The sequence below is a fragment of the Variovorax boronicumulans genome (assembly GCF_040544675.1).
Lineage (GTDB): Bacteria > Pseudomonadota > Gammaproteobacteria > Burkholderiales > Burkholderiaceae_C > Variovorax > Variovorax boronicumulans_D.
The window spans coordinates 144,539-163,754 of record NZ_JBEPKK010000005.1 but is presented as its reverse complement, the minus strand read 5'-3'; the positions used below and the strand labels follow the sequence as shown (position 1 = coordinate 163,754).

The following is a 19,216-nucleotide window of genomic DNA, read 5'->3' as shown; positions in this document are numbered from 1 at the left end:
GTTAGGCCATTCGGCGGGTCTGCCGCGCTGCGCCAAACGGCGCATTGCCTTGCCACGGTGCATGAATCATGATGTGCGCCAATCCGGTGCCGACACGTAACGACAACACGGCTGCGCTCCCGCGGCACAACGAAGAAAGCATGATCCGTCGCCCCCGGGGCGGCCTCTCACCACACGCATGGCTCTTACCCTCGCCCCCGAAGATACGCGCGCACGCATCCACGACCTGGTGTGGTGCGGCTTCTATCCCGATGCCGATATCGAGTGGATGATCACCGACGAGTACCTCGACCCCGACGAGCTCACGGCAGAGGACCGGGCCTGGGTCAAGGCCGAGGCCGCGCGCGTCTGCGCCGACAAGCACGCCGCCGAGGCCGAGTGGCCCGCGCAGACCGAGTACGACCGCCTGGAGGCCGTGTTCGCCCAGCTGCGCAGCGAAAAGATCATTGCGCTGCATCGCGCCGGCAACACGCTCTCCGACGGCCACGACGACGTGCGGGAGCACTGGCGCGCCGCGGGGCGGCTGGCGTCGGGCATCCGGGGCTGCTGCTTCTATCACTCGCAAGACCTGGACACGGCGGTGCGCACCGGCCGGCTGCACCTGGCCTTCAGCGGCGGCATGATCCCCGAGATCGAGCAGCGCGAGGCCAACACCGTGGTGGTGGGCAACCGCATCGTCGAGCTGCTGCGCGCGGCCGGTTTCGAGGCGCACTGGAGCGGCAACATCAACGAGCGCATCGAGGCCCATCTCGGCCAATGGCGCAAGCGAGGCCCCTCGGTGTGAGCGTGCCGGCCTGGCAGCCGCCGCGCCGGATCGACGCGATCGATTTCTGGCTGCGCTCCCGGCTGCTGGCCACCGCGCACGCGCTGCGCGAGGCGCTCCGGCCCTCGGCGCGGCGCTGGCCGGGCGGGGCCGGGGCACTGGCCGATGCGCCGGTGCTGGCGCAATACCGTACCCCGCTGTGGTCCGACGGCCGCGCGGAAGAATTTCCCCTGGTGGCCGGCAAGGTGCACAACCTGCGCGTGGCGCGGCGTTGCTTCGATGCGGTCGAGGTGCCGGCCGGCGAGCTGCTGAGCTTCTGGCGTCAGCTGGGCCGGCCCAGCGGCTGGCGCGGCTTTGTGCAGGGGCGCGAACTGCGCGGCGGCTGCGTGGTGCCGACGCTGGCCGGCGGCATCTGCCAGCTGTCGAACGCGCTGGCCACCGTGGCGGCGCGCGCGGGGTTCGAACTGGTGGAGCGGCACGGCCATACCGCGCGCATCGAGCAGGCCGCCGATGCCGAAGGCGATGCCGTGGATGCGACGGTGTTCTGGAACTACGTCGATCTGAAAGTGCGCGCCAGGCATGCGTGGCGGCTCGAGGTCGAGTTGACGGCCGACGAACTGGTGCTGCGCATCCGCGCGCGCTCGCCTGTCGCGATGCCGCTGATGCCGGTGGTGCTGCGGCGCTCGAAGGAGCCGGCGGTGGGCGCGGGCCGTGCGCTGCCGGTGGCGCGCGGCTGCCTGAGCTGTGACCAGACGGCGTGCTTTCGCCATCGCCCGCCCGCCGAGTTGGCGCAGCAAGGACGCACGGCTGCGCTGCTCGACGCGTGGACGCCCGAGTTCGCGCGCTATCTGGATGCGCAGCATGCCGGCGCCGAGCGCATGCAGCCGGCGCCGATCCGCCTGGCGTTCTGGCGTCCACTGCCGGCTTCGGGCTGGCACCGGGAGGCTGCGGCATCCGTTCAGTCGCCGAGCTGGACGAGCCTGCGCCGCGCCGTCTGGCAGCGGCTCTGGGCGCGGCATGCGGGGCGGCGCCAGGCCAGCCTTCTCGACGGGCAGCGCTGGCTGGCGATCGCCTGCGCGGCGCGCCTCGTGCCGCAGCACACGCACCTGATCGTCGACCAGGCGCTGCTGCCGCACCTGCAACGGACCGGCGCGCTCGACGGCCGCCGCGTGACGGTGCTGGCCGGCGCGCTGCCGATGGCGGAGATCGAACGCCGGCTCGATGCCGCCGCCCAGCGCTGGCCCGGCGACGCCACGCTGCGCGACTTTCGCGCCGACCCTGCACTGGTGCGGGCCGAGGCCGCGGCGCTGGCGCAGGCCACGGCGGTGGTCACGCCGCATGCGGAGGTCGCGCGGCACCTGGCGCTTGCGGCGCCGCAGGCTTCGTTGCGGCGGCTCGACTGGGCGCAGCCCGTCGCGCAACCCGCTGTGCAGGCCGCGCAGCCTGCAACGGCTGCTGCGCGCAGCAGCCCGCCGCTGATCGTCTTCGCCGCCAGCGCGCTCGCCCGCAAGGGCGCCCGCGAACTCGCGGCCGCGCTGCAGGGCCTGCCGTGCCGCCTGCGCGTGCTGGGTTCCCCGTCGGACGACGCGCAACTGTGGCGCGGCATCGAACGCGTCGAGCACATGCACTGGCGCGGCGACGGCCTGCGCGGGGCCGATGTGGTCGTGCTCCCAGCCCACATCGAACATGCACCGCGTGCGCTGCTGCGCGCGCTGGCGGCCGGCGTGCCGGTGGTCGCCTCCACGGCCTGCGGCCTCGCGGGCATGCCCGGCGCGCGCTGCTTCGAGGTCGCGGCGGGCGATGTCGACGGCCTGCGCGCCGCGTTGCAGTCCGCGCTCGCCCGCACGCCACCCGCTACCATCGCCGACGCCCGATACGCGGCCGAAGAACCCTCTGTCACATCCCCATGAGCACCGGCACCCCATCGCCCAATCCTTCCGCCAACCTGGCCGTGCGCCTCGCCCCCGAGGCCCGCTATGCGGACGAACTCGCGCGCCTGCTGGCCGCGGACACCGACGCGCGCCCCACCGGCTGGAAGCTGTCGCCGCGCGCGGTGCGGCGCTTCATCCTCGGCGACGAGAAGCTGCAGGTGAGCCGCAAGTTCTACGGCGACGATCCGCTGGTCGACCGCGCCATCGTCACGCTCATGGGCCACCAGGGCCTGATGCTCGTGGGCGAGCCCGGCACCGCGAAGTCGCTGCTGTCCGAGTTGCTCGCGGCGGCCATCAGCGGCGATTCGGGCCTCACGGTGCAGGGCACGGCGGGCACCACCGAGGACCACATCAAGTACAGCTGGAACTACGCGCTGCTGCTGGCCGAGGGGCCGAGCCAGCGCGCGCTGGTGCCGTCCCCGCTGTACCAGGCGATGCGCGCGGGCAAGCTGGTGCGCTTCGAGGAAATCACGCGCTGCCCGCCCGAGATCCAGGACGTGCTGATCTCGCTGATGAGCGACAAGCAATTGATGATTCCCGAGCTCGGCGACGATGCGCGCCTCTATGCGCAGCGCGGCTTCAACATCATCGCCACCGCCAACCTGCGCGACCGCGGCGTGCACGAGATGTCCTCCGCGCTCAAGCGCCGCTTCAACTTCGAGACCGTCAAGCCGATCCGCGACCACGCCTTCGAGGTCGAACTGGTGATGGCGCAACTCAAGCGCGAGCTGGACGGCGGCGGTGAGTCGCCGGTCGATGTGCCGCGCGACGTGGTGGCCCTCCTGGTCACCACCTTCCAGGAACTGCGCGCGGGCCAGACGCAGGACGGCACCGCCATCAAGGGGCTGGACGCCGTGATGTCCACCGCCGAGGCGGTGAACGTGGCCTACGCAGCGGCCTTGCAGGCGCGCCATTTCAACGACGGCAAGCTCACCGCGCGCGAGATCGCGGGCCAGCTGCAGGGCGTGGTGCTCAAGGACAGCACCGACGACGTGAAGCGCGTGCGCCACTACTTCGACACCGTGGTGCGCGAGCGCGGCAAGCGCGATGCGCAGTGGAAGAGCTTTCACGACGCGGCGCGCGCGCTGTGGCAATAGAGCCGGTCACCGGTCGCGCGCTCCCCGCCGCGCTGGAGGCCGCGCGCAGCCGGCTGTTCGGCGAGGACGAGGTGTTCTTCGTGCCCGTGCGGCACCACAGCCCCGCGTGCGCCTTCGCCTTGCGCGGCTTGCTGCGCGAGGTGAAGCCCGCGGCCGTGCTGATCGAAGGACCCGATGACCTGGCCGCACTGCTGCCGCTGCTGCAGCATGAAAAAACCCGGGCCCCCGTCGCCTGGCTGTGCCAGACCACGCGCCAGGTGCCGGCCGACGACCCGGACGCGGAAGACAACAAGACGCGCAGCGAATCGCGCACCTCCTTCTTTCCGTTCTGCGACTACAGCCCCGAGTGGATCGCGGTGCGCGAAGGCGCGGCGCTGGGTGCGCAGCTCGGGCTGATCGACCTTCCTTGGCGCGACAAGGCCTGGCAGCGCGTAGACGACACCGAAAGCGACAGCGAAGGCGACGCGCGCGATGCCGCGCGCAGCCTGATGGAAGAGCGCCACTTTGCGCACAGCCGCTACCTGAACGCGATGGCCTCGCAGCTGGGCTGCGTGGACCACCAGGAGCTGTGGGACCGGCTGTTCGAGCTGCGCACCACGGCCGCGCTCGGCGACTGGCGCGCCTTTTTCTCCGACGTGTTCAGCTGGTGCGCGATGGCGCGGCTGGACTACGAACCCGAGGTGCTCGAAGCCGAACTCAGCCTGCCGCGCGAGCGCCACATGGCGGCGCACATCCGGCGCTGGCGCAACGAGGTGAAGGGGCCGATCGTGGTGGTGACGGGCGGCTTCCACACGCCCGAGCTCGTCGCGCAGTGGCGGCAGGCCAAGCCCGCCAAAGCGCCCGCCGCCGCCAAGGCGGGCGTGGCCGATGCCTGGCTGATCCGCTACAGCTTCGAGCGCCTGGACGCGCTCAACGGCTATGCCTCGGGCATGCCTTCGCCGGGCTACTACCAGCAGGTGTGGGAGCGGCTGGAGGCCGGCGAGGCCGACCCCTTCACCGCGGTGACGCTGGACAGCCTCACCCGCTTTGCGCGCCAGACCCGTGCGCAGGACCAGGTCGATGCCGTGTCCACCGCGCTGGTGCAGGCCGCCGCCGCGCAGGCGATGCGGCTCGCGGCACTGCGCGGCAACGCGGGGCCGGGCCGACAGGACCTGCTGGATGCGATCCGCTCGTGCTTCATCAAGGGCGCGATCGACGAGGGCACGCGCGGCTTCACGGCCGACCTGCGGCATTTCCTGAGCGGCACGCGCATCGGCGACGTGCCGCCCTCGGCCGGTTCGCCGCCGTTGATCGAGGACGCGCGGCGGCTCGCGCGCGCGGCCGGCGTGCGGCTGGACGACAGCACGGCGCGCGTGGCGCGGCTCGACCTGTACCGCAAGCCCTCGCACCGCGAGCGCAGTCGCTTCTTCCATGCGATGGCGTACCTGGATGCGGGTCTGGGCACCTGGCTCGCGGGGCCGGATTTTCTGGGCAACAGCCGGCTGCACATCCTGTTCGAGGAGTGGCGCGCCGCGTGGTCGCCGCTGGTCGAGGCGCGGCTGATCGAACTCGCCGCCGACGGCGCGAGCGTCGAGGCGGTGTGCATGGCCAAGCTGCGCAAGGAAGAGATTGCGCTCGCCGACCAGGGCCGGGGCCGCAGCGCGAGCGCGGCCGTGGCGCTGCTGCTGCGCGCCTGCCTGATCGGCCTGCAGTCGCGCCTGCCGCAGTTGCTGTCGATGCTCTCGACCCATCTCGATGAAGACGCCGCGCTCGGCTCGGTGGTCGATTGCGGCCATCGGCTCGTCACCCTGTGGCGGGCGCGCGAGCCGCTGGGCGTGCAGCAGCATCCGCAGTTGCGCAGCCTGCTGGAGCGCGTGTGGCCGGCCGCTTTGTTCCTGCTGCCCGACCTGGGGGCTGGCCCCGAAGAGGCCGAGGCAGGCGCTGTGAAGCAACTGCTGTCGCTGCGCGAACTGGGGCGGCTGCTCGCGTCGCTGAACGACGAACTGGGCGATGACGCCTGGTCCGTCGACCTCGATCTGCTGCGGGTGCAGCTGGAGCGCTTTGCGACGGGCGCAGCGGTCGCGCCGGCGGTGGCGGGTGCGGCATCGGCCCTGCTGTTTCTGGACGGCCATTGGGACGAGTACGCGCTCGAAACCGTGGTGCGGCAGCGCTTCGGTCCCGGTGCGCAGCCGCGCGAGGCGGTGCGTTTTCTCAACGGCGTGATGGCCGCCGCGCCCGAACTGCTGCTGCGCCTGCCCGCGCTGCTCGAAGGGCTGGATAGCCTGGTAAGCGGATGGGACGCCGAGGCCTTCGTGGCGCACCTGCCCGATCTGCGCCAGGCCTTCACCCGCCTGAAGCCGCAGGAAACCTCCGACCTCGCGGGCCGTGTCGCCGGCCTGCACGGCCTGGGCGAGGCGCAGGGCGAATCGCTCTACCAGGTGCACTACGAAACCTCCGAAGACGACCTGCTCGAAGGCGCGCAGCTGCAGCTCGCGCTGGCCGAGTGCCTCCGGCGCGACGGCCTTGCCGCGTGGCTGGCGGCTGCGGCACCTCCCCACATCGAAAGCACTTCTTCATGACCATCGACCTCCAGACGCTCAAGTGCGGCGAATGCGGCAGCAGCGTGCTCAAGCGCACCGGCCTCAACGAATACACCTGCGGCCACTGCGGCTCGGTCACGCTGGTGGAGGACAACGTGTCCGACCGGCTCGAACGCGTGCTGAACCAGGTCAAGAGCGAAGCGGGGCGCCAGCTCGCGGCCGAAGGCGCGCTCAGGCAGCAGCAGATGCTGCGCAAGGTCGGCATCGGCGTGGCCGTCGTGCTGGGCGTGGTGCTGGTGGCGAGCGTCGCCGGGCTGCTGCTCGACTCGCGCCGGCCCGACAGCGCGCGGCCCACGGTGGCCGCGTTCGTCGACCGCACCATTCCGGTGGACGGGCTCAAGCTGGGCGAACCGCGGCAGGTGCTGGTGGGCAGCGGCACCTCGGCGGTGCCCAAGCTGCTGGTGGTGGCGCGCAACGAAACCGGCAAGCCGCTGTCGCGCCCCGGCATCCGGGCCGTGTACTACGACGGCGAAACCCGGCTCGAAGAGCGCTCCGAGACGCTGCCGGTGTCGGTGCTCGCACCCGGCGAAAGCGCGCCCGTGCTGATCGACATGCCCCGCGGCAAGAACACGACACGGCAGGCGCTGGATGTGCAGAAACTCGCCGAGCCGTACAGGGCGGCCGAGGGGCCGCGCATGAGCTTCTCGCGCGTGCGGCTGGTGCAGCAGGGCGACCGGGTGCGGCTGGTGGGGCGCATCGTCAATGCCCAGGCGGATGGCCCCACCATTGGCGGCATCGACGTGCTCGCCACGCTGTACGACGACGCCGGCCAGGTGATCGGCTTCGGCCACGGCTACGGACAGTCGAACGAGGTCAAGGCCGGCGCGCAGACCTCGGTGGACATGAGCATCGCCCGCTTCGGCCGCGCCGCCGCTGTCGCAGCCTGGGACTACCGCATCGGCTACGACACCATCGACGCGTCGGGTGTTCGCACGGCGGTGCTGAGCGCCGACCGCGTGGTGCGCACCGCGGGCGGGCCCGAGAGCTTCAACCCCGAGCTGCGCCTGGGCACCCAGGACCTGCTGGCCGAGGACAGCGAGCGCTTCGACGAGAAGCAGCTCGAGCTGCTGCCGCTGGTCGACGGGCGCAACAACATCCAGCAGCGGCTCTTTCTGGGCGAGCTGGTGAACCGCAGCACCGACGCGATCGTGCTGGCGCCGGGCGGCGTGATTTCGCGCTTCAGCGGCAGCAAGGCGCACGGCACCACCAACATCACGGGGCTGGCCTACCTTTACCCGGGCGAGCGCTTCCCGATCTTCCTGGAGCCGGAAGACATGGAGCGCTTCACCTCGACCCGCATCGAGTGGAAGCCGATGCGCCGCGCCGCATTGCCGGGGCCGCGCAAGCCGCTCGAAGTGAAGGTGACGGGCACCAAGGCCGAGCTGGGCAGCGTGCTGCTCAACTTCAGCCAGCGCTTCACCTACAAGAGCGTGGAGGTCACGGGCAGCGTGAGGAACCCGGGCACGGCCATCGTGGGCAAGGTGCGGCTGTGGGTGAGCCTGCGCGACCGCAACGGGCAGCTCACCGGCTTCAAGCTGGTGGACAACCTGCCGCCCGTCGCGCCCGGTGAGAGCGTGCCGTTCCAGGTGAACGTGGAGCAGAACGGCCGCGACTTCGCGAGCGTGGCCACGCTATACCAAACCGAATAGACCTTGCCGGGGCGGCGTTGGACGGATCGCGCCATGATGGCGCCCATGATTCCGTTCTCGATCCTCGACCTCTCCCCCATCACCGAGGGCAGCGACGCTGCGCAGTCGTTCCGCAACTCGCTCTCGCTGGCGCAGCACGGCGAGAAGCTCGGCTACACGCGCTACTGGCTGGCCGAACACCACGGCATGCCGGGCATTGCCAGCGCGGCGACGGCGGTGCTGCTGTCGTACATCGGGGCGGGCACATCGTCCATTCGCATCGGCGCGGGCGGCGTGATGCTGCCGAACCATTCGCCGCTGGTGATTGCCGAGCAGTTCGGCACGCTGGCCTCGCTGTACCCGGGGCGCATCGACCTGGGCCTGGGCCGTGCGCCGGGTTCCGACCAGCGCACGGCGCGCGCGCTGCGCCGCAACCTCGAATCGGATGCCGACCAGTTTCCGCAGGACGTGGTCGAGCTGATGGATTTCATGTCGAAGTCGCCCCAGCAGCCGGTGCGCGCCGTGCCCGGCGAGGGGCTGGAGGTGCCGGTGTGGATCCTCGGCTCCAGCACCTTCGGCGCGCAACTGGCGGCGCACCTGGGGCTGCCGTATGCCTTTGCCTCGCACTTCGCGCCACAGCAGCTGATGCAGGCCATCCAGATCTACCGCGAGACCTTCAAGCCTTCGGCGCAGCTGAAGAAGCCGTATGTGATGCTGGGCTTCAACGTGTTCGCGGCCGACACCGATGAAGAGGCCGAATTCCGCGCCACCTCGTGGCAGCAGGCCTTCGTCAACCTGCGCAGCGGCCGGCCGGGGCGCCTGCCGCCGCCGGTGGAAAACTACCGCCAGAAGGTCGGCCCCGCGGAGAACGCGCTGCTCGACTCGGTGCTGTCGTGCTCGGCGGTCGGCTCGGTCGAGACGGTGCGTGCGGGCATGGAGGCCTTCATTGCGCGCACCGGTGCCGACGAGCTGATGATCACCTCGCAGGTGTTCGACCACGCGGCGCGGCTGCGCTCCTACGAGCTGCTGGCCGGCCTGCGTTAAGAAGCCCCGGGAGCGCCACGGTCCATTCCCCCACGCCGGGGGCCCTTGCGCCGGGGCTGGGACAATGGCGGGCTTATGGCAAAGCAACGGATCGTGGTGGGACTGAGCGGCGGGGTGGACTCCGCGGTCACGGCGCACCTGCTCAAGCAGCAGGGGCACGAGGTGGTCGGCATCTTCATGAAGAACTGGGAAGACGACGACGACAGCGAATACTGCTCGTCGAACATCGACTTCATCGACGCCGCCAGCGTGGCCGATGTGCTGGGCATCGAGATCGAGCACGTCAACTTCGCGTCCGACTACAAGGACCGCGTGTTCGCCGAGTTCCTGCGCGAATACAAGGCCGGCCGCACGCCCAACCCCGATGTGCTGTGCAACGCCGAGATCAAGTTCAAGGCTTTCCTCGACCATGCGATGCGCCTGGGCGCCGAGAAGATCGCCACGGGGCACTACGCGCGCGTGCGATGGAGCGAAGCCACGGGCAAGCACGAGCTGCTCAAGGGGCTGGACCCGGCCAAGGACCAGAGCTATTTCCTGCACCGCCTGAACCAGGCGCAGTTGTCGAAGACGCTGTTCCCGGTCGGCGAACTGCACAAGACCGAGGTGCGCCGCATCGCGGAAGACATCGGCTTGCCCAACGCGAAGAAGAAGGACTCGACCGGCATCTGCTTCATCGGCGAGCGGCCGTTTCGCGATTTCCTGAATCGCTACATCTCCAAGGAGCCGGGCCCGATCAAGGACGACCGTGGCCGCAAGCTCGGCGAGCACCAGGGCCTGAGCTTCTACACGCTGGGACAGCGGCAGGGGCTGGGCATCGGCGGCGTCAAGGACAAGGGCGCGCAGCGCGGATCGGGTGACCATTCGCCCTGGTTCGTGGCGCGCAAGGACGTCGAGAAGAACACGCTGTGGGTGGTGCAGGGGCACGACCATCCGTGGCTGCTGTCGTCGGAGCTGAAGGCCGATGACGCGAGCTGGGTGGCTGGCGAGGCGCCTGCGCCGGGCAGCTACGGCGCGAAGGCGCGCTACCGGCAGGCCGATGCGGCGTGCGAACTGGCCGGCGGCGCCGACGGGGCTCATGGGCCCTTCAGCCTGCGCTTCGATGCGCCGCAATGGGCGGTCACGCCGGGGCAGTCGGCCGTGCTTTACGACGGCGAGCGCTGCCTCGGAGGCGGCGTCATCGTTTGATCGGGGGCGAGCGCACCGATTCGTCGGTGTGGATGAGTTCCAGCGGATAGCGCTTGCAGGCGAGAAAGTCCTCGACGCACTGCAGCAGCAGCGGACTGCGATGCCGCGCCACGCTGGCGCGGATTTCATCGGGCGTCATCCACAGCGTGCGCACGATGCCCTTGTCCAGCGCGCGGCCCTCTTGCCTCGCGCCCAGCTCGCCGGTGAAGGCAAAGCGCATGTAGGTCACGTCCTTTCCCTGCTCGGCCTGCGGGCGGGCGCGCGAGAGGTAGACGCCGACCAGTGCGGTGGGCGTGAAGTGATGCGCGGTTTCTTCGAGCGTTTCGCGGATGCAGCCTTCGGCCGGGGATTCGCCGCGGTCCAGGTGGCCGGCGGGCGTGTTGAGCCGAAGGCCGTCGGGAGTTTGCTCCTCGACCAGCAAGAAGCGGCCGTCTCGCTCGATCACCGCGGCCACGGTGACGTTGGGCTTCCAGCGCGCGGCCATGGTCAACGCAGCACGTAGCCGGCAAAGCGCCAGGTGCGGTCGGGGTCGAGGCGAAAGCTCACCAGCTCGCGCAGCGTGCCGTCGGGCTTGTTGGCGAAACGGGTTTCGTATTCGATGCTGACGTACTGGCCGGCGGTGTCCGCATCGGCGGCGTCGGCCACCACCTGGCGGGTGACCGCCACCCATGTGCGCTGCTGGGGCTGGCCGAGCGGCGCGCGGCTTGCGGCGACCTTGCCGGTGAACTCGGCGCGGGTCACGCGCTTTCGGGTGGCCGGCGTGGCGCCGTCCCAGAGTTCGCCGACCTTGCCCTGGTCGATCATCTGGATCGCCTGCATGCCCCCTCGCACCATGTCGCTGGCCTCGACGACGTCCTGTGCGGCGGCCGGGCCGGTGAAGCCGCTCCAGAGCAGTGCGGCGGCAACCAGAAGCCGGGTCATGCGGTTCATCGTCTCATTCCTTGTTGAAGTCGCGGTGTCGGCGACACGCGCTGCTGTGCCCGCGGCGGGGAAGCCGTTGGAGACTGTAGCGCTGCAGAGATTCCCGGCCTTTTGGATCCCGGGCGCGGCGGTGCCTCGGCGGCCTCAGCGCGAGGGGGTCGAGTGCAGGGTGTTCGCCTCGATCGTTTCGAGCCTGTAGCCCAATCCGTAGATGGCGAGCAGCAGGAAACCGTTGGCGGGCCGCAGGTCCAGCTTGGTCCGCAGCCGCGACACATGGGTGTCGAGCGAACGGGAGAGCGCTTCGACGCCCAGGCCCCACACCGCCTCGTGCAGATGCTCGCGCGAGAGCAGGCGCCCCAGGTTCTGGAACAGGAACAGCGCCAGTTCGTACTCGCGGTTCTTCAGCTCGACCGGCCGGCCGTGGACCCGCAGGAGGCGCGAGGGAGGGTAGAAGTGATACGGGCCGAACACCAGCTCGGCTTCGTGCTTCGAGGGGTAGGAGCGGCGCAACAGCGCATTGACGCGGGCTTCGAGCTCGCCGGCCCGGATGGGTTTGGCCATGAAATCGTCGGCGCCGCCGTTGAGGCCCTCGACCATGTCGGCCTCTTCGCTCTTGTTGGTCACGAACAGGATGGGCAGACGGCTCTTGAGTTCCTGCCGGATGGTCTTCACCACGTCCAGGCCCTTGATGTCGGACAGGCGCCAATCGAGGATGAGGAGGTCGAAGGTCTGCCTGCGAAGAGATTGCAGCAGTGCCCTTCCTTCGGTGTACATGTGGCACTCGTGCCCGAGCGCCGCCATGGTCTTGTTGATCAGCTTGAGTTGTTCCGGCCCGCTGTCCAGTACGGCAATACGCATTCCATCTCCCATTTCTCTCCCGGCGTCGCCCGCCTCGTTGGGCGGGGCAATCGAGGCGAAGTGTATCTATCTGCGTCTGGCGTAGAAACCGAGAAATCCAACTAATGCACGCATATGAAGCTTGCTTCGATCGTGTTCGGCTCAATTGGCTGCAGTTAAAAACAAAGAATATCAATTGATCACTATTGCATCGACACTGGCGGCAGCCTTGCCGCTTGACCGGGGTCAAGAATTTGATTTGTTCTTCCGGTCAGACCCGTCCCGGGAATGGGCAAATACCCGAATTCGCTATGAATTAGATAGCTGCACCGAGAGCACGCACGGGGCCTGGCGGGCAAATTCGGTGCGGCGTTCGCGCGACACGGGCATTTGTAATCTTGCTGTAAGCTCTGCCCGCATTCCGTGCTGCCCCTTCCCCTGAGGAGATCTCTATGTTGATAGGCGTGCCTGCCGAAACCGCGGCTGGCGAAACCCGAGTGGCCGTGACACCCGAAACGGTGAAGAAACTGGTCGCTTCAGGACATACCGTTCGTGTGCAGTCGGGGGCCGGCGTTGCAGCCAGCGTGACCGACGCGGCCTATCAGACGGCCGGCGCGGAAATCACCGACCAGGCCGGTGCGCTGTCCGCCGACATGGTGCTCAAGGTGCGCACGCCCAGCGACGCGGAGGCCGCGCAGATGAAGTCCGGCGCTGTCGTCATCGGCATGCTGAATCCTTTCGACGCCGCGGGCCTGCAACGCCTGGCCGGCGCAGGCCTCACCGGCTTTGCGCTCGAGGCCGCGCCCCGCACCACGCGCGCCCAGAGCATGGACGTGCTCTCCTCGCAAGCCAACATCGCCGGCTACAAGGCCGTGATGATCGCGGCCGACCGCTACCAGCGCTTCTTTCCGATGCTCATGACCGCGGCGGGCACCGTGAAGGCCGCGCGCGTCGTCATCCTGGGTGTCGGCGTGGCGGGGCTGCAGGCCATTGCCACGGCCAAGCGCCTGGGCGCCGTGATCGAAGCCTCCGACGTTCGTCCGAGCGTCAAGGAGCAAATCGAATCGCTGGGCGGCAAATTCATCGAGGTCTCGTACGACACCGATGAAGAAAAGGAAGCCGCCGTCGGCGTCGGTGGCTACGCCAAGCCGATGCCTGCAAGCTGGCTCGCACGCCAGCAGATCGAGGTTGCCAAGCGCGTGGCGCAGGCCGACATCGTCATCAGCACCGCGCTCATTCCCGGCCGCGCCGCGCCCACGCTCATCACCGAAGACATGGTCAAGTCCATGAAGCCCGGCTCGGTGATCGTGGACATCGCCGCCGGCAAGGGCGCGGATGGCGTGGGCGGCAACTGCCCGCTCTCGGAAGCCGACAAGACGGTGGTCAAGCACGGCGTGACCATCGTCGGCGAGACCAACCTCGCGGCGCTCGTGGCGGCCGATGCATCGGCGCTCTATGCGCGCAACGTGCTCGACTTCCTCAAGCTGATCGTCACCAAGGAGGGGGCGCTCAAGATCGACCTCGAAGACGACATCGTCGCCGCCTGCCGCGTCACCCAAGACGGCCAGGTCACGAAGAAATAAGCGAACACGCGAACGCGAACAAGCGAGGAGAAGAGCCCATGGATCCCGTTTCCCACACAGTCATCAACCTGATCATCTTCGTGCTGGCCATCTATGTCGGCTACCACGTGGTCTGGACCGTGACCCCCGCGCTGCACACGCCGCTGATGGCCGTGACCAATGCCATCTCGGCGATCGTGATCGTGGGCGCCATGCTGGCGGCCGCGCTCACCACCACGCCGCTGGGCAAGACCATGGGCGTGCTCGCCGTGGCCCTGGCCGCGGTGAACGTCTTCGGCGGCTTCCTCGTCACCCGGCGAATGCTGGAGATGTTCAAGAAGAAGGAAAAGAAAGCCGCTCCCAAGGCCGAAGAAGGAGCCGCCAAGTGAGCATGAACCTCGTCACGCTGCTGTACCTGGTTGCCAGCGTCTGCTTCATCCAGGCCCTCAAGGGCCTGTCTCATCCCACCACCTCGATCCGCGGCAACATCTTCGGCATGACCGGCATGGCCATCGCCGTGCTGACGACCGTGGCGCTGATCCACGGACAGGCGCGTTCGCTCAACCTGGACTTCACCACGGGCATCGCCTGGGTGCTGGCGGCCGTGGTGGTCGGCGGCGGCCTGGGCGCCTTCATGGCCAACAAGGTCGAGATGACCAAGATGCCCGAGCTGGTCGCCTTCATGCACAGCATGATCGGCCTGGCCGCGGTGTTCATCGGCGTGGCCGCGGTGGCCGAGCCCTGGGCCTTCGGCATCACCGCCGCGCCCGTGGCCGCACTGGTCGGCGCGCAGACACCGGACGGCGCCGTCCTCCTCGACGGCTTCGTGCGCTATGCCATTCCCGCGGGCAACCGGCTCGAACTGTTCCTGGGTGCGGCCATCGGCGCCATCACCTTCAGCGGCTCGGTCATCGCCTTCGGCAAGCTCTCGGGCAAGTACAAGTTCCGGCTGTTCCAGGGCGCGCCGGTGCAGTTCTCGGGCCAGCACATGCTCAACCTCGTGCTGGGCCTCCTGACCGTTGCACTGGGCCTGGTGTTCGTCTTCACCGAAAGCTGGCCGGCGTTCTTCGCGATGCTGGCGCTGGCCTTCGTGATGGGCGTGCTCATCATCATCCCGATCGGCGGCGCCGACATGCCGGTGGTGGTGTCCATGCTCAACAGCTACTCGGGCTGGGCGGCCGCGGGCATCGGCTTCAGCCTGAACAACGCGATGCTGATCGTGGCCGGTTCGCTGGTGGGCTCGTCGGGCGCGATCCTGAGCTACATCATGTGCAAGGCCATGAACCGCTCGTTCTTCAACGTGATCCTGGGCGGCTTCGGCGGCGAGGCGGCCACCACCGGCGGCGCGGCCAAGGAACAGCGCCCGGTGAAGACCGGCAGCGCCGACGACGCGGCCTTCGTGCTCGGCAATGCCGAGACGGTGGTGATCGTGCCGGGCTACGGCCTGGCCGTCGCACGCGCGCAGCACGCGGTGAAGGAACTGGCCGCCAAGCTCACCGAGAAGGGCATCACCGTCAAGTACGCCATCCACCCGGTGGCGGGCCGCATGCCCGGCCACATGAACGTGCTGCTGGCCGAAGCCGAAGTGCCCTACGACCAGGTGTTCGAGATGGAAGACATCAACGGCGAGTTCGGCCAGGCCGACGTGGCGATCATCCTGGGCGCCAACGACGTGGTGAACCCGGCCGCGCACACCAAGGGCAGCCCGATCTACGGCATGCCCATTCTTGAGGCCTACAAGGCCAAGACGGTGATCGTCAACAAGCGCTCCATGGCCGCGGGCTATGCCGGCCTGGACAACGAGCTCTTCTACATGGACAAGACCATGATGGTTTTTGGCGATGCCAAGAAAGTAGTAGAAGATATGGGCAAGGCCATCGAATAGGCCGACGGTCCGGGCCCGCAGCAATGCCGGCCAGATCATCGCGGCGCCACATCGAGCGCCGTTTTCGTTTTCTGTTACCCGCAAGTTCCAAGACCTGGAGGAGACACACCCATGACCGACCGCCCCTGGCTCAGCAGCTACTCACAAGGCGTGCCTGCCGACATCGACGCTTCGCACTATTCCTCGCTGGTCGGGCTCATGGAGGAGAGCTTCACCAAGTACGCCGACCGCACCGCCTACAGCTTCATGGGCAAGGACGTGAGCTACGCCGAGACCGACAAGCAGAGCAAGGCCTTCGCCGCGTACCTGCAGGGCCTGGGCCTGGTCAAGGGCGACCGCGTGGCCGTGATGATGCCCAACTGCCCGCAGTACCCCTTTGCGGTGGCGGCCATCCTTCGCGCGGGGCTGATCCTGGTCAACGTGAACCCGCTCTACACGCCGCGCGAGCTCGAGCACCAGCTCAAGGACTCGGGCGCCAAGGCCATCGTGATCATGGAGAACTTCGGCACCACGCTGCAGCAGTGCATCGCGGCCACGCCGATCAAGCACATCGTGCTCACCGCAATGGGCGACCGCCTCGGTTTCCTCAAGGGTGCGCTGGTCAACTATGTGGTGCGCAACGTCAAGAAGTTGGTGCCGCAGTTCAGCCTGCCGGGCGCCGTGCGCTTCAACGAAGCGCTCGACAAAGGCGCCGGCCGTACGCTGCAGGTTCCGGCCATCGGCCCCGACGACGTGGCCGTGCTGCAGTACACCGGCGGCACCACCGGCGTCTCCAAGGGTGCGGTGCTGCTGCACCGCAACGTGATCGCCAACGTGCTGCAGTCCGAAGCCTGGAACGAGCCCGTGATGGCGAAGGTGCCGGCCAACGAGCAACCCACCAGCGTGTGCGCGCTGCCGCTGTATCACATCTTCGCGTTCACGGTCGGCATGATGCTGAACATGCGCACGGGCGGCAAGCTGATCCTGATCCCGAATCCGCGCGACCTCGCGGGCGTGCTGAAGGAGCTGTCCAAGCACACCATCCACAGCTTCCCGGCGGTCAACACGCTGTTCAACGGGCTGGCGAACCACCCCGACTTCAACACCGTCAACTGGAAGAACCTCAAGGTCTCGGTGGGCGGCGGCATGGCGGTGCAGGCCGCGGTGGCCAAGCTCTGGCTCGAAAAAACCGGCTGCCCGATCTGCGAGGGCTACGGCCTTTCTGAAACCTCGCCTTCGACCACCTGCAATCCCACCGACAGCAAGGCCTACACCGGCACCATCGGCCTGCCGCTGCCGGGCACATGGCTCAAGCTGCTGGACGACGACGGCAACGAAGTGCCGACAGGCCAGCCCGGCGAAATCGCGATCAAGGGTCCGCAGGTGATGGCGGGCTACTGGCAGCGCCCCGACGAAACCGCCAAGGTCATGACGCCCGACGGCTACTTCAAGAGCGGCGACATCGGCGTGGTCGACGAGCGCGGCTACTTCAAGGTGGTCGACCGCAAGAAGGACATGATCCTGGTGTCGGGCTTCAACGTGTACCCCAACGAGATCGAAGACGTGGTCGCACAGATTCCGGGCGTGCTCGAATGCGCGGCGGTGGGTGTGGTCGACGACAAGACCGGCGAAGCGGTGAAGCTGGTGATCGTCAAGAAAGACGAGTCGCTCACCGAAGCGCAGGTGCGCGACTACTGCAGAGCAAACCTTACGGGTTACAAGCAGCCGCGAATCGTAGAGTTTCGTACGGATCTGCCGAAGACACCGGTCGGCAAGATCCTTCGCCGCGAACTGCGCGACGCGAAGAAGTAGCCTGCGGATAAGGGTTCGGCCCGGGTAGGGCCACGGCATCGATCTTGCATATTCGCGGGTCGATGCTCAGATTCATATTCACGCGCTTGAGCCTGCTGGTGCCGACCTTCATCGGCATGACACTGCTGGCCTTCTTCCTCATCCGGCTCGTGCCGGGCGATCCCATCGAAACCATGGCCGGCGAGCGCGGCATCGATCCCGCGCGCCACGCCGAACTGCGCACCGCCTACGGCTTCGACAAGCCGGTGCTCGTGCAGTACGGCATCTACATCGGCCGGGTGCTGCACGGCGATCTGGGCAAGTCGATCATCACGCAGGACACGGTGATGAGCGAGTTCCTCGCGCTGTTCCCGGCCACCGTCGAGCTGGGCGTGTGCGCCATTCTTTTTGCGCTGCTGCTGGGCCTGCCCGCGGGCATCCTCGCGGCGGTGCGGCGCAATTCCATCTTCGACCACGGCGTGATGGCGACCTCGCTCACCGGCTACTCGATGCCGATCTTCTGGTGGGGCCTGCTGCTGATCCTTTTCTTTTCGGTGCAGCTCGGATGGACGCCCGTTTCAGGGCGCATCGCGGTGCAGTATTTCATCGAGCCCCAAACGGGCTTTTTGCTGATCGATTCGCTGCGCGCCGGCGACATCGACGCCTTCTGGTCGGCGCTGCATCACCTGATTCTTCCGGCCATCGTGCTGGGCACGGTGCCGCTCGCGGTGATCGCACGCATGACGCGCTCGGCCATGCTCGAAGTGTTGGGCGAGGACTACATCCGCACCGCGCGCGCCAAGGGGCTCTCGCGTTTTCGCGTGGTCGGGGTGCATGCGCTGCGCAATGCGCTGATCCCGGTGGTGACCGTCATCGGGCTGCAGGTCGGCGTGCTTTTCACCGGTGCGATCCTCACCGAGACCATCTTTTCCTGGCCCGGTGTCGGCAAGTGGCTCATCGAGGCCATCGGCCGGCGCGACTACCCGGTGCTGCAGGGCGGCATGCTGCTCCTGGGCGGCATCGTGATGCTGGTCAACCTGCTCGTCGACGTGGCTTACGGCGTCATCAACCCCCGCATCCGACGCTGATGAACACGACCACGCCCCCCGCGTCCCCCAGCATTCCGACGGCCGGCGCGAGCGCCGCGCCGCCCGGCCCGTGGCGCGAGTTCTGGACGGCCTTCTCGGCGAACCGCGGCGCGGTCATCGGGCTGGCCATCATCGTCGTGCTGCTGCTCGTTGCGCTCTTCGCGCCGTGGATCGCGCCGCACGCGCCCAACGAAACCAACAGCGCCGTCTTCCTGCAGCCGCCGGCCTGGCAGCAAGGCGGCTCGATGAGCTACCTGCTGGGCACCGACGCCATCGGCCGCGACATCCTGTCGCGCCTCATGTACGGCGCGCGGCTCTCGCTGTCGATCGGCATGGCCGTGGTGGCGCTGTCGGTGGTGGCGGGCGTGGTGCTGGGGCTGATCGCCGGGTTCTTTCGCGGCGTGCTCGAGATCGCGATCATGCGGCTCATGGACATCGTGCTCACGCTGCCGAGCCTGTTGCTCGCCATCGTGATCGTCGCGATCCTCGGCCCGGGGCTCGTCAACGCCATGCTCGCGGTGGCCATCGTGGTGCTGCCCCACTACGTACGCATCACGCGCGCCGCCGTCATCGCCGAGGTCTCGCGCGACTACGTGACCGCCGCCCGCGTGAGCGGCGCCGGCACGCTGCGGTTGATGTTCCGCGAGGTGCTGCCCAACTGCGCCGCGCCGCTGATCGTGCAGGCCTCGCTCGGCATCTCCACCGCCATCCTCGATGCGGCGGCGCTCGGCTTCCTCGGCCTGGGCGCGCAGCCGCCGTCGCCCGAGTGGGGAACGATGCTGGCCGACGCACGCGAGTTCGTGCTGCGCGCGTGGTGGGTCGTGACCTTCCCGGGCCTTGCCATCCTCGCGGCGGTGCTGGCTTTCAATCTGCTGGGCGACGGTCTGCGCGATGCGCTGGACCCGAAGCTCAAGCGCTGAAAGCAA

At 68.4% G+C, this 19,216-nt stretch carries 16 protein-coding genes; 13 read left to right on the top strand and 3 right to left on the bottom strand.

What is annotated here, in order from left to right; genetic code table 11:
* Window positions 1-178 precede the first annotated feature (178 nt).
* The 7 genes from ABIC90_RS11425 (at window position 179) to mnmA (ending at window position 10,227) form a co-directional block, all read left to right on the top strand.
* A complete protein-coding gene (locus ABIC90_RS11425) occupies window positions 179-784 on the top strand; it encodes a DUF6891 domain-containing protein (protein WP_354354229.1) in 606 nt (201 codons plus the stop codon).
* Window positions 781-2,673 carry a VanW family protein gene (locus ABIC90_RS11420; RefSeq protein WP_354354228.1) on the top strand — a complete coding sequence of 631 codons (1,893 nt, stop codon included), beginning with the start codon at window positions 781-783 and terminating at the stop codon, window positions 2,671-2,673. Before ABIC90_RS11425 ends, ABIC90_RS11420 begins: the two co-directional genes overlap by 4 nt.
* On the top strand, window positions 2,670-3,791 hold the full coding sequence (locus ABIC90_RS11415) for an ATP-binding protein (RefSeq protein WP_354354227.1): 1,122 nt from the start codon (window positions 2,670-2,672) through the stop codon (window positions 3,789-3,791). Before ABIC90_RS11420 ends, ABIC90_RS11415 begins: the two co-directional genes overlap by 4 nt.
* Window positions 3,782-6,349: a DUF5682 family protein gene (locus ABIC90_RS11410; protein ID WP_354354226.1), complete on the top strand. Its 2,568-nt coding sequence runs from the start codon at window positions 3,782-3,784 to the stop codon at window positions 6,347-6,349. Before ABIC90_RS11415 ends, ABIC90_RS11410 begins: the two co-directional genes overlap by 10 nt.
* Window positions 6,346-8,019 (top strand): FxLYD domain-containing protein, encoded by a 1,674-nt coding sequence (locus ABIC90_RS11405; RefSeq protein ID WP_354354225.1) that lies wholly within the window; start codon window positions 6,346-6,348, stop codon window positions 8,017-8,019. The genes ABIC90_RS11410 and ABIC90_RS11405 overlap by 4 nt, the downstream gene beginning before the upstream one ends.
* Before the next feature lie 45 nt (window positions 8,020-8,064).
* Window positions 8,065-9,042, top strand: coding sequence for an LLM class flavin-dependent oxidoreductase (locus tag ABIC90_RS11400; protein WP_354354434.1), 978 nt, complete (start codon window positions 8,065-8,067; stop codon window positions 9,040-9,042).
* Between the two features lie 75 nt (window positions 9,043-9,117).
* A complete protein-coding gene (gene mnmA / locus ABIC90_RS11395) occupies window positions 9,118-10,227 on the top strand; it encodes a tRNA 2-thiouridine(34) synthase MnmA (protein WP_354354224.1) in 1,110 nt (369 codons plus the stop codon).
* Here the strand turns inward: mnmA and ABIC90_RS11390 are convergent.
* The 3 genes from ABIC90_RS11390 to ABIC90_RS11380 all read right to left on the bottom strand — a co-directional run bounded on the left by ABIC90_RS11390 (window position 10,217) and on the right by ABIC90_RS11380 (window position 12,006).
* A complete protein-coding gene (locus ABIC90_RS11390; protein WP_354354223.1) occupies window positions 10,217-10,711 on the bottom strand; it encodes an NUDIX hydrolase in 495 nt (164 codons plus the stop codon). The genes mnmA and ABIC90_RS11390 overlap by 11 nt on opposite strands.
* Before the next feature lie 2 nt (window positions 10,712-10,713).
* Window positions 10,714-11,157 carry a DUF4019 domain-containing protein gene (locus tag ABIC90_RS11385; protein WP_354354222.1) on the bottom strand — a complete coding sequence of 148 codons (444 nt, stop codon included), beginning with the start codon at window positions 11,155-11,157 and terminating at the stop codon, window positions 10,714-10,716.
* 135 nt (window positions 11,158-11,292) lie between these two features.
* Window positions 11,293-12,006: a response regulator transcription factor gene (locus ABIC90_RS11380; protein ID WP_354354221.1), complete on the bottom strand. Its 714-nt coding sequence runs from the start codon at window positions 12,004-12,006 to the stop codon at window positions 11,293-11,295.
* Window positions 12,007-12,437: 431 nt separating this feature from the next.
* Here ABIC90_RS11380 and ABIC90_RS11375 point away from each other — a divergent pair, with 431 nt between their 5' ends.
* The 6 genes from ABIC90_RS11375 (at window position 12,438) to ABIC90_RS11350 (ending at window position 19,210) form a co-directional block, all read left to right on the top strand.
* Window positions 12,438-13,568: a Re/Si-specific NAD(P)(+) transhydrogenase subunit alpha gene (locus ABIC90_RS11375; RefSeq protein ID WP_354354220.1), complete on the top strand. Its 1,131-nt coding sequence runs from the start codon at window positions 12,438-12,440 to the stop codon at window positions 13,566-13,568.
* 38 nt (window positions 13,569-13,606) lie between these two features.
* Window positions 13,607-13,936, top strand: a complete 330-nt coding sequence (locus tag ABIC90_RS11370; protein WP_206176840.1) for an NAD(P) transhydrogenase subunit alpha — start codon at window positions 13,607-13,609, stop codon at window positions 13,934-13,936.
* Complete coding sequence (locus tag ABIC90_RS11365; RefSeq protein WP_354354219.1) at window positions 13,933-15,432, top strand: NAD(P)(+) transhydrogenase (Re/Si-specific) subunit beta; 1,500 nt, start codon at window positions 13,933-13,935, stop codon at window positions 15,430-15,432. Before ABIC90_RS11370 ends, ABIC90_RS11365 begins: the two co-directional genes overlap by 4 nt.
* 111 nt (window positions 15,433-15,543) lie before the next feature.
* Window positions 15,544-17,223 carry a long-chain-fatty-acid--CoA ligase gene (locus ABIC90_RS11360; RefSeq protein ID WP_354354218.1) on the top strand — a complete coding sequence of 560 codons (1,680 nt, stop codon included), beginning with the start codon at window positions 15,544-15,546 and terminating at the stop codon, window positions 17,221-17,223.
* Between the two features lie 62 nt (window positions 17,224-17,285).
* A complete protein-coding gene (locus ABIC90_RS11355; RefSeq protein WP_354354217.1) occupies window positions 17,286-18,290 on the top strand; it encodes an ABC transporter permease subunit in 1,005 nt (334 codons plus the stop codon).
* Window positions 18,290-19,210, top strand: coding sequence for an ABC transporter permease subunit (locus ABIC90_RS11350; protein WP_354354216.1), 921 nt, complete (start codon window positions 18,290-18,292; stop codon window positions 19,208-19,210). The genes ABIC90_RS11355 and ABIC90_RS11350 overlap by 1 nt, the downstream gene beginning before the upstream one ends.
* The last annotated feature ends 6 nt before the right edge of the window (window positions 19,211-19,216 follow it).